This is a genomic window from Sphingobium sp. KKT206 (assembly GCF_055640555.1).
Genome location: NZ_CM145764.1, coordinates 3,359,249 through 3,372,731, shown reverse-complemented (window position 1 = coordinate 3,372,731; position 13,483 = coordinate 3,359,249). Strand labels below are relative to the sequence as shown.

Sequence of the window (13,483 nt, the reverse complement as noted above, 5' to 3'; positions counted from 1 at the left end):
GCTAAGCGCCGCGCATGGAGGACAGCCCGCAACCCACCGCCCGCGCCGACGCGCGACCCGCCCTTGGCAGCCTGGCGATGTTGTGGCGGTTCGCCCGGCGCTATCCGGCGCGCATTGCAGGGGCATTGGCTGCGTTGATCGTCTCGTCGGCGGCGACGCTAGGCATCCCCAGCGGCTTTCGCTTGGTGATCGACAAGGGGTTCATGGGCGGCGGCGACATCAGCCGCTGGTTCGAATATCTGCTGCTGATCGTCATCATCCTGGCGTTGGCCAGCGCGCTGCGTTTTTACTTCGTGTCCTGGCTTGGTGAACGGGTCGTCGCCGATATTCGCAGCGCGACCCAGGCCAATTTGTTGCGGCAGGCACCGCGCTTCTTTGAAGAAAACCGCCCGTCCGAAATCGCGTCGCGCATGACCGCCGACACGGCTATCGTCGAGCAGGTGGTCGGATCGACCGTGTCCGTGGCGCTCCGCAATCTGGTGACTGGGCTTGGCGGGCTGATCTATCTCTTCGCGCTGGCCCCCAAGCTGGCGGCGCTTCTGTTGCTGGGCATTCCCGTCATCCTGCTGGTGCTGATCAGCCTGGGCCGCAAGGTGCGCGGCCTGTCGCGCGCCAGTCAAGATCGGCTGGCCGATGTCGGCAGCGTCACCAGCGAAGTGTTGGGCGCGATGAAGATCGTGCAGGCCTTTGGGCAGGAGGCCCGCGAGGCGATGCGGTTCAACACCACCGTCGAGGCGGGTTTTGCGACCGCACGCCGCCGCATCGGGTTGCGCGCGATCATGACCGCCGTAGTGATCGCTTTGGTGTTCGGATCAATCACTGCCGTCATGTGGCAAGGGGCGCTGGACGTTGCCGCGGGGCGATTGTCGGGCGGCAGCATCGCCGCGTTCGTATTGACCGGCGGACTGGTCGCAGGGGCGTTCGGTTCGCTGTCCGAAAGCTGGGGCGACCTGTTGCGGGGCGCTGGTGCGGCCAGCCGCCTGCACGAATTGATGAGCGCGACGCCTGACATCCTGCCGCCGGCCGTGCCTGTACCGATCCCGGTCACCACCAATGGCGCACGGCTGACCTTTGCCGACGTCTATTTTCATTATCCCACTCGCCCCGATCAAGCCGCGCTGAACGGCGTGTCACTGGACATCGCACCGGGAGAGACAATGGCGGTCGTCGGGCCGTCGGGCGCAGGCAAGACGACCTTGATCCAGTTGGCGCAGCGCTTCTACGATCCTGACCAAGGCGTCGTGCGTCTGAACGGCGTTGCCCTGCCCCATGCCGATCCAGCCGCTGCGCGCGCGATGATGGCGATGGTGCCGCAGGATAGCGTGATCTTCGCAGCCTCAGCACGCGACAATCTGCGCTATGGTTGCTGGGATGCCAGCGATGACGAGATTTGGGAAGCGGCCCGCGCCGCCAATGCCGAAAGCTTCCTGCGCGCGCTGCCGCAGGGTCTCGACACATTCATGGGCGAAGGCGGGGCGCGTCTGTCGGGCGGCCAGCGCCAGCGGCTCTCGATCGCGCGCGCGCTGCTGCGCGACGCGCCGATCCTGTTGCTGGACGAGGCGACATCGGCGCTGGATGCGGAGTCCGAGCGATTGGTGCAGGATGCGTTGGGGCGGCTGATCCAGGGACGGACGACCATCGTCATCGCGCATCGGCTGGCGACCGTCAGGGCGGCCGATCGGATCATCGTGATGGATGAAGGCCGGATCGTCGAACAGGGCGATCATGCGTCACTGGTGGCGCAAGGCGGACTCTATGCTCGGCTCGCCAGCCTGCAATTTCAGGATATGCCCGCCGCCTGACCCGTGCCCTTGCCCCGCCCGTCAGGCGCGGTTGGCGGCCTCATGCAGTTTCACGACATGGTCGAGGATCGCCGGATGGAGCGGGTTTTCAAAGGCGCAACCCGCCTCATGCCCGCGCGTCCAGAGGACTCGCGCACGACGCCCCTCGAAGCCGGGCAACATGATCCATAATTCGCCACCAGGCAGCAGCTTCATGAAACTTTGCAACCGAAAGCCGGACACCGAGAGGTCGGCGATCGCGCTCTTGACCCAGGTTTCGCCGGGCCGCCGAATCTTGACGCTGATCCGAACATGACGGCGTTCGGCAGCGCGCGCCTTATGGCTGGCTTGATGATGTCGATCGGCGCCCATGGCTTGCACTTCATTCCATTCACCGGTCAGTGTCGGGGATTGAGGTAAGGAATTGGTTAAACCCGTACATTTCCGATCGGTTTTGCGGTCCTGGAGATAGGTCAAAACCAAAAAAAAGGGCCGCCCGAAGGCGACCCCTGATGGTCCGGCATGATCATAAGGCCCGTCTGCTATCCACTGCCCGCCAAACTGGGAAGTCCTGACGCGAGCAGAGAGAGGCAGATCAGGCCTTAGAAATTGCCATATTGTTCGTTGCCGACGAAACCCAATTTGGTGACGCCTGCCCGCTTGATCTCGGCCAGCACTTCATCAACGGTCACATAACGGGTCTGCGCGTTCGGCTGGAACTGAAGTTCCGGCTCGACGGGCAGGCGCAGCGACTGTTGCAGATACTGGCGCAGCGTCAGCAGATCGATCGCAGAACCGTTCCAGGTGATGATCCCGGCTGCGTCGATCGCAACCTTGTTCTTCACCGGATCGACGATCGGCGAGTCGCTATTCGATGACTGCGGCAGATCGATCTTCACCGCGTGGGTTTGGATCGGAATGGTGATGATGAACATGATGAGGAGCACGAGCATGACGTCGATCAACGGCGTCGTGTTCATTTCCATCATCGGTTCGCCATCGTCGCTACCGGCGCTCATTGCCATGGGGCGTACTCCTAGAAATTCACAATAATCAGCACGTATCGGACGTTACATACGGGTAGTTTTCATACCTGGTTCCGGCTCGGAAATGAAGCCGACCTTCGGAAAACCTGCGCGCTGCATCGTGTAGATCGTGCCACCGATGCACCGATAGGGGGTATTGATGTCACCGCGGATATGCACTTCGGGCAGATCCTCCGGCGTCATATTCTCGATGCCGCCAACCTTCTTGATGTCCGCTTCCAGCTTGGCAACGGCGCGGTTGAGCAGGTCTTCGGAATTGACCTTGGTCATGTTCCAGTAAACCGCACAGCTACCGTCTTCTGCTGGCATGATGGACAGCGAGACGTTCTCCGGCTTGGTCGTCGTCGGTTCGAATTCGACCTTGGGAAGCTCTAAATCGACCGTCTGAAGCACGACAGGGACGGCGATCAGGAAGATGATGAGAAGCACCAGCATGACGTCGACGAGCGGCGTCGTGTTGATATCTGTGATCGGCTTTTCTTCGCCGGAGCCACCAACGCTCATTGCCATTGATCAGTATCCTAACATGTCTGTCATTTTAGACCGCACGCCAGGAGCGGCGATCTTGGGAGCCGAAGATGCGCGATGCATTCCGGCTCCCATATTTGATCAGGCCTTGGTGGCGGCTGCAGGAACCGGCTTGCCCACCTGGGCAGGAGCAGGCGTGCCGACAACCGGCTTCACTGCACCGTTCGAAACCATGTAGCCCAGCAGGTCGGTCGAGAAGGACGAGAGGTCCTCGGCGATCGCCTTGTTACGGCGTTGCAGGAAGTTGTAGGCAAGCACGGCGGGAACCGCGACGACCAGACCCAGAGCGGTCATGATCAGCGCTTCACCGACCGGACCGGCAACGGCGTCGATCGATGCCTGACCCGAAGCACCGATCTTGATCAGCGCGCGGTAGATACCGATAACCGTACCGAACAGACCGACGAACGGCGAGGTCGAACCAACGGTCGCGAGGAAAGCGAGACCGCCGCCCAGCTTCCAGTTGATGGCGTTTTCCGAACGGGCCAGCGAACCGTGCAGCCAGTCATGCGCTTCGACCGGATCGGTCAGCTTGCTGTGCTGTTCCTGAGCGGCGATGCCGTCATCGACCAGCTGCTTGTAGGCGCTGTTCTTTTCCAGCTTGGCGACGCCTTCCTTCAGGCTGTTCGAACGCCAGAAGGTCGTGCGGACCTTCTTATACTGGTTGATGACCTTCTGCTGTTCGATCAGCTTGGTGAACAGCACATAGAAGGTGCCGACCGACATGCCGACCAGGATGATGAACACGGTCCAGGCAATGATACCGCCCTGTTCCAGAGCTTCCATGAGGCCGTAGGGGTTGGCGGCTTCCGCGGCAGGTGCGGCAGCGGCCGCGATGATGGAGTTCAACATGATCAAGACTTCCCTCTCAATGAGATCAAGCGAAGGAAAGGCGGCGCGGTGCGCCCGCCCTTCCGTTCTGAATTATTCCGGCAAACGCCAAGTGATACGACCGTTGTACGTGTCGGACATATCCCTGCCATCGGAACCCTTGGCCGGCTTGAAGCGTGCGCGACGCGGCAGCAGGCGGCAGGTCGCTTCATCGAGGTCCGAATGACCGGTCGATGAAGTGATGGTGCAGTTGGTCACGCGACCATCCGGGCCAATTTCCAGACGGAAACCAGCCGTACCCGAACGTTCTTCGCGCTGTGCGCGGCTCGGATAGTCGGCATCGCTGAGCCAGCTGCCTGGCGACCCACGCGGCGAAGCGCGCGTTGCGGCCTGAGGCGGCGGCGGCGGTGCAGCCGGTGGTGGGGGCGGTGCTGCGACCGGGACGGGGTTGAACACCGGAGGCGGTGTCCGAACCGTCTGAATCGGCGGCGCCGGGGTCGGAGTCTGCACGATCGGCGGCGGAGCGACTACCGGCGGCGGCTCGATCGGCTGATCTGGCGGCGGCGGTGGCGGCTCTTCGTCCGGTGGTGGAGGTTCCTCTTTCACGTCGATCACGTTCAGCTGTTCTGCCGCTTGTTTGACATATTTCATGCCAAGGCCGGAGACGAAGGCATAGCCAAGAACAGCGTGAATCAGGGCGACGATGATGATCGATATCGTGCGACTCGATCCTTCCGAGTGGTCAGCATAGGCCATTCAGCAACGACACTCCTTAACTCATCTTACCAATGGGTTCTACAAATCAGCCAAAAACGACCCCAACCGTCCGGGCTCCCCCCGGTCAGCTTTGGCCCCTGTCCTTCTATTTGCTACCGCGCAAACTCCTATCGCGGTGCATCGCGGCACGCAAACGCTTTATCGATATGTTCATTTGCGGTTACCACTTCATATAGGAATGACTTGCCTGTGACATCCTTGCCACTGGCCAATAACACAGGACGAAGCTGACCATGAAACCCGCCACCCTGATCCGCCGCCTCCTGCCGCCATGCCTCATTTTGGCCGCAAACATCCCCGTTTTTCCAGCTTTAGCGCTACAACAGCCGATGGTAGCGCAACCGGCAGGAACCGGTGTGGGGCTATCCTATGCCGACCTCGCCGACCTCGCCGATACCGCCCCGATGGTCGCGGTTGTGCGAATCCGCAACATCATCACTTTGAAGCCCGATCAGGCGCAAGGCGTCCCGCCGGGGCATAAACGGCTCTATATCGAGGCGGATGTGACGAGCTTGATTCGCGGCGAGGCGGGAATCAGCCCCCTTGTAACCTACCTGTACGACGCACGATTGGATGCGCGCGGCAAGCTACCCAAGCTCAAAAAGGCGTCGTTCATCCTGTTCGCCCGTCCCGCGACCCGCCCCGGCGAAGTGCAGTTGGTCGCCCCCGACGCGCAGATCGCAGCGACGCCAGTGATGGTGGACAGGGTCAAGTCCCTCCTGTCGTCTATGGTCGCGCGCGATGCGCCGCCGCGCATATTAGGCCTGGGCGATGCCTTCCATGTGGCAGGCACGGTGGCGGGCGAAGGCGAGACTCAGATTTTCCTGCGGACCGAAAATGGTGACCCGGTATCGCTGTCGGTGCTGCGTCGTCCGGGGCAGCCGCCGCGCTGGGCCGTCGCGCTCGGCGAAATCGTCGATGAAGCGGCGCGCGCGCCAGTGCCCGGCACGCTGCTCTGGTATCGACTGGCGTGCAGCCTGCCCCCTGTCCTGCCCGCCCGCGCGGTCCGCACATTGGCCGTGGCTGACGCAGAGGCAGCGCGCGCCGACTATCGCCTGGTGATCGAAGCGCTGGGACCATGCGGACGGACGCGCATAGCGCCGTGATCGAGGAGGGCAGCTTTTGCTTGGACCGTCGGGCGCGGGCGGCTATCAGCCCGGCTTTCATCATCTTCGCCAAGAAAGTGACGCCACCATGACCAATCTGCACCGCCATGCCCCGTTGCGCGTCGCGCTCGTCGGTCTCGGTACGGTGGGCGGCGGGGTCATTCGGCTGCTCAACACCAATGGCGACCTGATTGCCCGGCGTGCGGGCTGTCCGATCCAGATCGTCGCCATTTCCGCGCGCGACCGGAACAAGGATCGCGGCGTCGATCTGTCGCCCTATGAATGGGTGGACGATATGAACAGCCTCGCCACCCGCGACGATGTCGATGTGGTGGTGGAACTGATTGGCGGGTCGGACGGCCCGGCGCTGACGCTGGCGCGCCAGTGCCTGACTGCGGGCAAGCCGTTCGTCACCGCGAACAAGGCGATGCTGGCGCATCATGGGCTGGACCTCGCCCGCCTTGCCGAAAAGGGCGGCATTGCGCTGAAATATGAAGCGGCGGTCGCGGGCGGCATCCCGGTCATCAAGGGGATGCGCGAAGGGGCCGCCGCCAACGAGATCGCCCGTGTCTATGGCATCCTCAACGGCACCTGCAATTACATTCTGACGACGATGGAGAAGGAAGGTCGCGGCTTCGACGAGGTTCTGAAAGAGGCGCAGGAACTGGGCTATGCCGAGGCCGATCCCAGCTTCGACATCGATGGCGTGGATGCGGCGCACAAGCTGACCATCCTTGCGAGCTTGGCGTTCGGCACGGAGCTGGATTTCGACGCGGTCGCCACCACTGGCATCCGCGACGTCATCGCCGCCGACATTGCCGAGGCCGCCGCGCTGGGCTTTCGCATCCGTCTGGTCGGCATGGCGCAGAATGGCGCGGATGGACTGTTCCAGCGGGTGCACCCGATGCTGGTGCCGCTCGACCACCCGCTCGCGCATGTGGACGGGTCGCTGAACGCGGTCGTGGCCGAGGGGAATTTCGTCGGCCGCCTCTTCTTCCAGGGACGTGGCGCGGGCGATGGTCCGACCGCGTCGGCGGTGGTAGCCGACCTGATCGACGTGGCCCGCGACGAATATGGCGATGCCTTCGCCATGCCAGTCGCCGCCCTGACGCCGCAGAATACGGCCGACGCCGGTGCCCGCATCGGCCGCACCTATCTGCGCTTCATGGTGCAGGATCGTCCCGGCGTGCTGGCGGAAATCGCCGCCGCCACGCGCGATGCGGGCGTGTCGATCGAAAGCATGATCCAGCGCGGCGCGCATCAGGAAGACGGCGTGCTGGTCGCTATCGTCACCCATGCGGGCGAGGAACGCTGCATCCGCGACACGCTCGAACGGCTCGCCGGGTCGGACAGCCTGCTCGGCACGCCGATGGTGATGCATATTCTCGACTGAGTGCCGCTCACCGTTGCCCCGTGCCCTTGAAGCGATCGGGCAGTGGGGGCGGTGGGGCGAGGTCAGCATCGGGATCGACGATCGCGGTGATGCTTTTGCCGATCATGTCGGCCGCCTTCAAGACGGACAGGCCACCCACGCAGCCCGCCCCCTGCCCGCCCGATACGCCACAACTGCCTTGCTTGACCGGCGCTGCCGAGGCGCGGGGCGTGTCACCACGCATCGGTGCGTTGCTGTCTGCCTCCTCTCGCGGGAGCGGGAGCCGTTCGCGCGCATTACGCTCCGCCTGGCTCTCCCCGCAGACGACGATGGCGTCCCCGCTACGGTCGCATCGCCGGATCACCTGCGTCTTGGTGCGATAGGCCGCCATCAGCGATTCGGTGTCGCGCGCCAGCGCTGTGCCGGGGTGGCTTGCTAGAAGGACGATTGCAAAGAGGGCCCGGCGAACCATGCGCGCACAAGAGCAAGCGATCATGGCGGCATCATGGCCATGCTGCTCGACAAGGTTGGGGGGACCGCCTATCGCCTGCCCCAATAAGAAAAGGCAGAGGAATGACGATGGTACAGGCAAGTTCGCCCCTTGATCGGGTATTGGTGCTGGAAATGGTCCGCGTCACCGAAGCGGCCGCGATCGCCGCGTCGAAACTGATCGGCCGGGGCGACGAGAAGGCCGCCGATGCCGCCGCCGTCGAAGCCATGCGCTTGGCCTTCAATGACCTCTATATGGACGGCACCGTCGTCATCGGTGAGGGCGAACGCGACGAAGCGCCGATGCTCTATATCGGCGAGAAGGTCGGCAATGCGATCGGCACAGGTCCGCGAATCGACATCGCGCTCGATCCGCTGGAAGGCACCACCATCACTGCCAAGGCCGGACCCAATGCGCTGGCTGTCCTCGCCATTTCCGAGGAAGGTGGACTGCTCAATGCGCCCGACGTCTATATGGACAAGCTGGCGGTCGGCCCCGGCTATCCCGATGGCGTCATCGACCTCAACCGGTCGGCCAAGGAGAATGTCGAAGCCGTGGCCGCCGCCAAGGGTGTGGAGCCGAGCGACATCATCGTGTGCGTCCTTGATCGGCCGCGCCACGAGCGACTGATTGCGGAGTTGCGCGCCATTGGGTGCGGCATCATGCTGATCCCCGATGGCGACGTGGCAGGCGTGATCGCCACCACCGACCCGGAAACGACGATCGACCTCTATATGGGGTCAGGTGGCGCACCTGAAGGCGTGCTGGCCTGCGCGGCGCTGCGCTGCGTCGGGGGTCAGTTCAAGGGTCGGCTGCTGTTCCGTAACGAGGATGAGAAGCAGCGCGCGCGCAAATGGGGCATCACCGACCTCGACAAGATTTATGACCTGAAGGAATTGGCCAAGGGCGATTGCATCTTCGCCGCCACCGGCGTCACCGACGGATCACTGCTCGACGGGGTGAAGCGCCTGCCCGGCGGCAAGCTGACCACCGAAAGCGTCGTGATGCGCGCCAGCACCGGAACGGTGCGATGGGTGAAGGGCGAGCATCGCAACAGCCATAAGCCGCTCTGACGAGCGACGATGGCCGAGCCTAGCGCCCGGCGCGGTGATTGAGGTCGTGACCGAGCGCGAGGATGGCAACGCCGATCAGCGTATAGATGCTTTCCTGCCAGCCATGATCCATCGTCATCGCGCCCGCCATGACGCCAAGGCCGAGCGAACCGATCGCGGCGGGCATCATGAACCGGTGGACCATCGCGCCATGGCCGAGCGCGATCGCGCCCAGCAGGATCGCCAGCACCAGGCCGACCTCATGGAACAGCGGGCTTTCGAAAATGCCCCCGGCGCTGGCCAATACGCCCAGCACGACGGCAGTGACGAAGCAATGCGCGACGCAGAGCCCCGATAGCGCCATCGCAATGCGATCAACGCGACCGGTCAACAGGGATTGGCGAAGGGTCGAGGACATGGACACCACATAGGCCAAGCCAGCGTAGGTTACAACATTACATCGACATTTTTTGTGAAAGCTCGCCGGGCGGTTCAGGCGGCGAGGCGCAGGCAGTTCCGGCCGCTATGTTTTGCGCGGTAGAGTGCCTTATCCGCCGCTTCGAGCATCGCCGATCGCGTGGACGTGTCATCCAGTTCGACCAGACCTGCGCTGAAGGTGATGCCGATATGTTTGCCACAGGACACCGGGATCGGATCGCGCAATAGCGCGCGCAGGCGTTCGCAGAGCAGGCTCGCCCGATCGATATCGCTGTCCGGCAGCAATATCGCGAACTCCTCGCCGCCCAACCGGCCTATACTGTCTTGGGCAGAAAGCCCCGGCGTCAACCGATCGACAAAGGCGGTCAGCACTTCGTCGCCGACACCATGACCATGAACGTCGTTGACCGCCTTGAAATGGTCGATGTCGATCAGCAGCAGGCTGGACCGGACGCCATGCCGGGTCCGCAATATCTCTGCTTCCAGCTTTTCGAGGAAGGCGCGGCGGCTATCCGCCCCCGTCAGCGAATCGCGGGCTGCGACCTGTTGCAGCGCGCGCTGCCGCGCCTTGTGGCGGGACATGTCGCGGATCGTGCTGATGACGCCGCTGGGCTGCCCCCGTTCGTCGACTACCGCGCGCGTGACCATTTCGCACCATTCCATGGCGCCGATCGACAGGAGCGGCCGGAATTCGACCGTGTGGATCGATCCAGGGCGCATCAAGGCGCGACGATGGGCGGCGATCACCTGTGGCCGATCCTGCGGATCGACCAGATCGGCGGCGGATTGGCCGATCAGCAATTCCGGGGCGCAACCGACCTGTTCGAAGGCCGAGGGCGAAGCATAGTCGATTATGCCGGTGACGCCGATGTTTAGCACCACGTCGCCGCTATGTTCGGCGATCGCCCGATAGCGCGCTTCGCTTTCCCGCAACAGTTGGAACAAGCGCCGGCGTCCGTTCAATTCGGCGGCGACCGGCATCGACAGCAGGAAACTGAGCGCCAGATAGAATTGGAACGCCTGTACGCGCGCGCCCATATCGGCGGACACGATCGTCAACGGCCCCCCGCCCGACAGCGTCGCGGTGCCACCGATCAGCGCCAGGATCACGATCGAGGCCGCGGCACCCATATGCCCGACGCGAAAGGCGATCAGGACGAGCGGCAGGAGCGGCGCGAACAGCATCGGATACCGCGCCCAGTAAAAGATATGCACGATGATCAGGGTGAACAGCGCCAGGATGAGGACGGCCTCGATCTTTTCCGCCCTCGACTTGTCCCGCCGCCAGCGGCGCAACTCGCCTTGCATCAGCATCACCAATATCGGCGCGCAGATCAGCCCGCCCAGCGCATGGCCCGTATACCATTGGACCCACGACGCGCCGAACGACACCGGCGTCAACAACGACGCCACCGCCGCCGCCGGGATGCCCGTGATCACATCGGCTACCGCGCACAAAGCCAGGATGAAGATCATCAACGGCCGGGTAGCGCCGATCGTCGGCCGATCCGACAGGAAATGACGGCAGATCAGCGCCACGATCAGCGCTTCGGCCATGTTGATGACGGCCATCGGTATCGCCGCCAGCGGCCCCATGCCGAACAGGCTGGTAGAAAGGGCGCTCGCTATGGCGCAGGCCAGAATGATTGGGGCCCAGCGCCGGACTCGCGTGGTCAGCAGCTTCGCCATCACATAGGCGTTCGCGCCCCAAATGAACGCCAGACCGCCCTCGAAGCGCGACAATAGCAAAGCAAAAGTCGCCGCGACAAAGTAAAGGCTGCCGGTCAGAACCAGCGAAAGCAAAGCGCGGGATAGTCGAGAAGTGGAACGTTGCATGTTCCAACCTGAGATAGAGCGATATCGTTAAAATTTGCTCACGGCTCGTTTTGTCCAACAAAAGTCAAAGAAAGCCCCCGGTGCGCGAACACCGGGGGGAAGACTGGATGGGCGCTATCAAACCGGCTGTCAGGCGGATGCGTCGGCCAGGGTCTGATCGGTGGGAGCGGAGATGGACGGGTTGCGGTCCTTAATCGCCGCACGCGCCGATCGCACGCCTGCGCCATAGTCGGGATGGACCTGATCGAAAAGCTTGCACTGGCGCTCTTCGATGAAGTCGGGGATGTCGCCCATAGCCGCAGCTATATTGGCGAACAGGCGGGCCTTTTGCCCTTCGTCGAAAAAGTTGAACAGCGCGCGAGGCTGGACGAAATCATCATTGCCCTCGCGGTGGTTCCACCGATCCGCGTCGCCCGCAATTTTGAGCGGCGGCTCGTCGAAGCGATGATCCTCGACCGGCCCGCCAAAGCTGTTCGGCTCATAATAGGCCGCCGGATTGGGATTGTTGGGGAAGAAACGCATCGCCCCATCCTTGTGATAATGGTTCACCGGACAGTGCGGCGCATTGATCGGCAACGCTTCATAATGGGTGCCGATGCGATGGCGATGGGCGTCGGCATAGGCGAAGATACGGGCCTGGAGCATCTTGTCGGGCGAAAAGCCGATACCCGGCACGATGTTGGACGGGCTGAACGCCGCCTGTTCGATTTCCGCGAAATAATTGTCCGGGTTGCGGTTCAACTCCATCACGCCGATGTCGATCGGCGGATAGTCCGCATGGGGCCAAACCTTCGTCAGGTCGAACGGGTTGTAGGACGTCTTGTCGGCGTCCGCTTCCGGCATGATCTGGACCTGCATCTTCCATTTGGGGAAATTGCCGGTCTCGATCGCCTCGAACAGATCCTCCTGCGTGGATTCGCGGGTGCGGCCGACGACTTGGGCCGCTTCCTCATTGGTCCAGTGCCGGTGACCCTGCATCGTCTTGAAATGGAATTTCACCCAGAAGCGCTCGCCCGCATCGTTGATCAGCGCAAAGGTGTGGCTGCCATAGCCGTTAATGTGCCGTATGTCGGTGGGCAGGCCACGGTCGGACATCAGGATTGTGACCTGGTGCAGCGATTCGGGCGACAAAGACCAGAAATCCCACATCGCAGTGGGTGACCGCAAATTGGTGCGGGGATGACGCTTTTGCGTGTGGATGAAGTCGGGGAATTTGAGCGGATCGCGCACGAAGAAGACCGGCGTATTGTTACCGACCAGATCCCAATTGCCTTCGGGCGTATAGAATTTCAGCGCAAAGCCGCGCACGTCGCGTTCAGCATCGGCGGCGCCCGCTTCGCCCGCCACGGTGGAGCAGCGCAGGATCATCGGCGTCTGCGCGCCGGGTTGTAGCACCTTGGCCTTGGTATATCGGGAGATGTCGCCGGTGATCGTCAGCACGCCATGCGCGCCCCAACCCTTGGCATGCACGACTCGCTCCGGCACCCGTTCGCGATTCTGGTGGGCCAGCTTCTCGATCAGTTGATAGTCCTGCAGCAGCAAGGGGCCGCGCGGCCCTGCAGACAGGCTATTTTGATTGTCGGCGATCGGCGCACCCGCGCTGGTGGTCATGGTCGGCTTGTCGGCCATCATCATTCTCCTCATCTTGGATGAGGGGAGAATAGGCCCGAATGGCATTTCGACAAAACAGTATATACCGCGCTCGATGATCGATTTTACCGATCAATAAAAGCGCTATGCGCTTTTAGCCATGCACCCGAATGATCAGGCCTTCTCCAGCGTGCATTGCAACGGATGCTGGTTCTGCCGGGCGAAGTCCATCACCTGGTTAACCTTGGTCTCTGCAACTTCGTAGCTGAAAATGCCGCATACGCCGACGCCGCGCTGATGGACGTGCAGCATGACACGGGTTGCCTGCTCCATGTCCATACGAAAGAAATGCTGGAGCACATGGACGACGAATTCCATCGGGGTATAATCGTCGTTGAGCATCAACACCTTATAAAGCGAAGGTTTTTTGGTGCGCGTACGGGTGCGGGTCGCGATGCCGACGCTGGGGCCGCCAGGGCCTTCGCCTTGGTCGTCCTGGTCCTGACCCGCCATCTTCGCTGGGTCGGCATAGGCTGAGGTGATGCTGTTCATGATGACCAAGAATATGGCGATTTGTCCGGCCATGGCAAGGGGCCGATGGGGCAGGACGGTGCAGCAAACCGGATTTCAGCGTTA

General features: G+C 62.6%; 14 protein-coding genes. 4 read left to right on the top strand and 10 right to left on the bottom strand.

What is annotated here, in order from left to right:
• The first annotated feature begins 14 nt into the window (after window positions 1-14).
• On the top strand, window positions 15-1,802 hold the full coding sequence (locus tag ACZ2HM_RS16385) for an ABC transporter transmembrane domain-containing protein (protein ID WP_470425726.1): 1,788 nt from the start codon (window positions 15-17) through the stop codon (window positions 1,800-1,802).
• A 21-nt stretch (window positions 1,803-1,823) separates the two neighbouring features.
• Here the strand turns inward: ACZ2HM_RS16385 and ACZ2HM_RS16380 are convergent, their stop codons facing one another.
• The 5 genes from ACZ2HM_RS16380 to ACZ2HM_RS16360 all read right to left on the bottom strand — a co-directional run bounded on the left by ACZ2HM_RS16380 (window position 1,824) and on the right by ACZ2HM_RS16360 (window position 4,942).
• Window positions 1,824-2,153, bottom strand: coding sequence for a PilZ domain-containing protein (locus ACZ2HM_RS16380; protein WP_313922579.1), 330 nt, complete (start codon window positions 2,151-2,153; stop codon window positions 1,824-1,826).
• Between the two features lie 230 nt (window positions 2,154-2,383).
• Window positions 2,384-2,806: an ExbD/TolR family protein gene (locus tag ACZ2HM_RS16375; protein WP_470425725.1), complete on the bottom strand. Its 423-nt coding sequence runs from the start codon at window positions 2,804-2,806 to the stop codon at window positions 2,384-2,386.
• 45 nt (window positions 2,807-2,851) lie between these two features.
• Window positions 2,852-3,337, bottom strand: coding sequence for an ExbD/TolR family protein (locus ACZ2HM_RS16370; protein ID WP_037473522.1), 486 nt, complete (start codon window positions 3,335-3,337; stop codon window positions 2,852-2,854).
• A gap of 99 nt (window positions 3,338-3,436) precedes the next feature.
• The gene (locus tag ACZ2HM_RS16365; protein WP_037473520.1) at window positions 3,437-4,207 is read right to left on the bottom strand and encodes a MotA/TolQ/ExbB proton channel family protein; all 771 of its coding nucleotides are present in this window, start codon (window positions 4,205-4,207) and stop codon (window positions 3,437-3,439) included.
• 72 nt (window positions 4,208-4,279) lie between these two features.
• Entirely contained in the window at window positions 4,280-4,942 is a 663-nt protein-coding gene (locus ACZ2HM_RS16360) for an energy transducer TonB (RefSeq protein ID WP_069065925.1), read from the bottom strand.
• Window positions 4,943-5,196: 254 nt separating this feature from the next.
• On the opposite strand from ACZ2HM_RS16360, the gene ACZ2HM_RS16355 reads away from it, so the two are divergent.
• Both ACZ2HM_RS16355 and ACZ2HM_RS16350 read left to right on the top strand, forming a co-directional pair.
• Window positions 5,197-6,069 carry a hypothetical protein gene (locus ACZ2HM_RS16355; protein ID WP_470425724.1) on the top strand — a complete coding sequence of 291 codons (873 nt, stop codon included), beginning with the start codon at window positions 5,197-5,199 and terminating at the stop codon, window positions 6,067-6,069.
• Between the two features lie 88 nt (window positions 6,070-6,157).
• A complete protein-coding gene (locus ACZ2HM_RS16350; RefSeq protein ID WP_037474780.1) occupies window positions 6,158-7,462 on the top strand; it encodes a homoserine dehydrogenase in 1,305 nt (434 codons plus the stop codon).
• Window positions 7,463-7,469: 7 nt separating this feature from the next.
• Here the strand turns inward: ACZ2HM_RS16350 and ACZ2HM_RS16345 are convergent, their stop codons facing one another.
• Window positions 7,470-7,913, bottom strand: a complete 444-nt coding sequence (locus ACZ2HM_RS16345; RefSeq protein WP_037478163.1) for a hypothetical protein — start codon at window positions 7,911-7,913, stop codon at window positions 7,470-7,472.
• Between the two features lie 107 nt (window positions 7,914-8,020).
• Here ACZ2HM_RS16345 and glpX point away from each other — a divergent pair, with 107 nt between their 5' ends.
• On the top strand, window positions 8,021-9,004 hold the full coding sequence (gene glpX / locus ACZ2HM_RS16340) for a class II fructose-bisphosphatase (RefSeq protein WP_037478160.1): 984 nt from the start codon (window positions 8,021-8,023) through the stop codon (window positions 9,002-9,004).
• A 19-nt stretch (window positions 9,005-9,023) separates the two neighbouring features.
• Here the strand turns inward: glpX and ACZ2HM_RS16335 are convergent, their stop codons facing one another.
• The 4 genes from ACZ2HM_RS16335 to clpS all read right to left on the bottom strand — a co-directional run bounded on the left by ACZ2HM_RS16335 (window position 9,024) and on the right by clpS (window position 13,399).
• A complete protein-coding gene (locus tag ACZ2HM_RS16335; protein WP_037478159.1) occupies window positions 9,024-9,401 on the bottom strand; it encodes a MerC domain-containing protein in 378 nt (125 codons plus the stop codon).
• Between the two features lie 74 nt (window positions 9,402-9,475).
• Window positions 9,476-11,257 carry a sensor domain-containing diguanylate cyclase gene (locus ACZ2HM_RS16330; protein ID WP_037474777.1) on the bottom strand — a complete coding sequence of 594 codons (1,782 nt, stop codon included), beginning with the start codon at window positions 11,255-11,257 and terminating at the stop codon, window positions 9,476-9,478.
• 129 nt (window positions 11,258-11,386) lie between these two features.
• Complete coding sequence (locus ACZ2HM_RS16325) at window positions 11,387-12,886, bottom strand: catalase (RefSeq protein ID WP_037478158.1); 1,500 nt, start codon at window positions 12,884-12,886, stop codon at window positions 11,387-11,389.
• Window positions 12,887-13,021: 135 nt separating this feature from the next.
• Window positions 13,022-13,399 (bottom strand): ATP-dependent Clp protease adapter ClpS, encoded by a 378-nt coding sequence (clpS, locus tag ACZ2HM_RS16320; RefSeq protein ID WP_470425723.1) that lies wholly within the window; start codon window positions 13,397-13,399, stop codon window positions 13,022-13,024.
• Window positions 13,400-13,483 lie beyond the last annotated feature (84 nt).

Excerpts from the sequence above, each read along its gene's own strand:
- ACZ2HM_RS16385 (WP_470425726.1), top strand. The coding sequence starts at position 15 with ATGGAGGACAGCCCGCAACCCACCGCCCGCGCCGACGCGCGACCCGCC.
- ACZ2HM_RS16380 (WP_313922579.1), bottom strand. The coding sequence starts at position 2,153 with ATGGGCGCCGATCGACATCATCAAGCCAGCCATAAGGCGCGCGCTGCC.
- ACZ2HM_RS16375 (WP_470425725.1), bottom strand. The coding sequence starts at position 2,806 with ATGGCAATGAGCGCCGGTAGCGACGATGGCGAACCGATGATGGAAATG.
- ACZ2HM_RS16370 (WP_037473522.1), bottom strand. The coding sequence starts at position 3,337 with ATGGCAATGAGCGTTGGTGGCTCCGGCGAAGAAAAGCCGATCACAGAT.
- ACZ2HM_RS16365 (WP_037473520.1), bottom strand. The coding sequence starts at position 4,207 with ATGTTGAACTCCATCATCGCGGCCGCTGCCGCACCTGCCGCGGAAGCC.
- ACZ2HM_RS16360 (WP_069065925.1), bottom strand. The coding sequence starts at position 4,942 with ATGGCCTATGCTGACCACTCGGAAGGATCGAGTCGCACGATATCGATC.
- ACZ2HM_RS16355 (WP_470425724.1), top strand. The coding sequence starts at position 5,197 with ATGAAACCCGCCACCCTGATCCGCCGCCTCCTGCCGCCATGCCTCATT.
- ACZ2HM_RS16350 (WP_037474780.1), top strand. The coding sequence starts at position 6,158 with ATGACCAATCTGCACCGCCATGCCCCGTTGCGCGTCGCGCTCGTCGGT.
- ACZ2HM_RS16345 (WP_037478163.1), bottom strand. The coding sequence starts at position 7,913 with ATGGTTCGCCGGGCCCTCTTTGCAATCGTCCTTCTAGCAAGCCACCCC.
- glpX (WP_037478160.1), top strand. The coding sequence starts at position 8,021 with ATGGTACAGGCAAGTTCGCCCCTTGATCGGGTATTGGTGCTGGAAATG.
- ACZ2HM_RS16335 (WP_037478159.1), bottom strand. The coding sequence starts at position 9,401 with ATGTCCTCGACCCTTCGCCAATCCCTGTTGACCGGTCGCGTTGATCGC.
- ACZ2HM_RS16330 (WP_037474777.1), bottom strand. The coding sequence starts at position 11,257 with ATGCAACGTTCCACTTCTCGACTATCCCGCGCTTTGCTTTCGCTGGTT.
- ACZ2HM_RS16325 (WP_037478158.1), bottom strand. The coding sequence starts at position 12,886 with ATGGCCGACAAGCCGACCATGACCACCAGCGCGGGTGCGCCGATCGCC.
- clpS (WP_470425723.1), bottom strand. The coding sequence starts at position 13,399 with ATGAACAGCATCACCTCAGCCTATGCCGACCCAGCGAAGATGGCGGGT.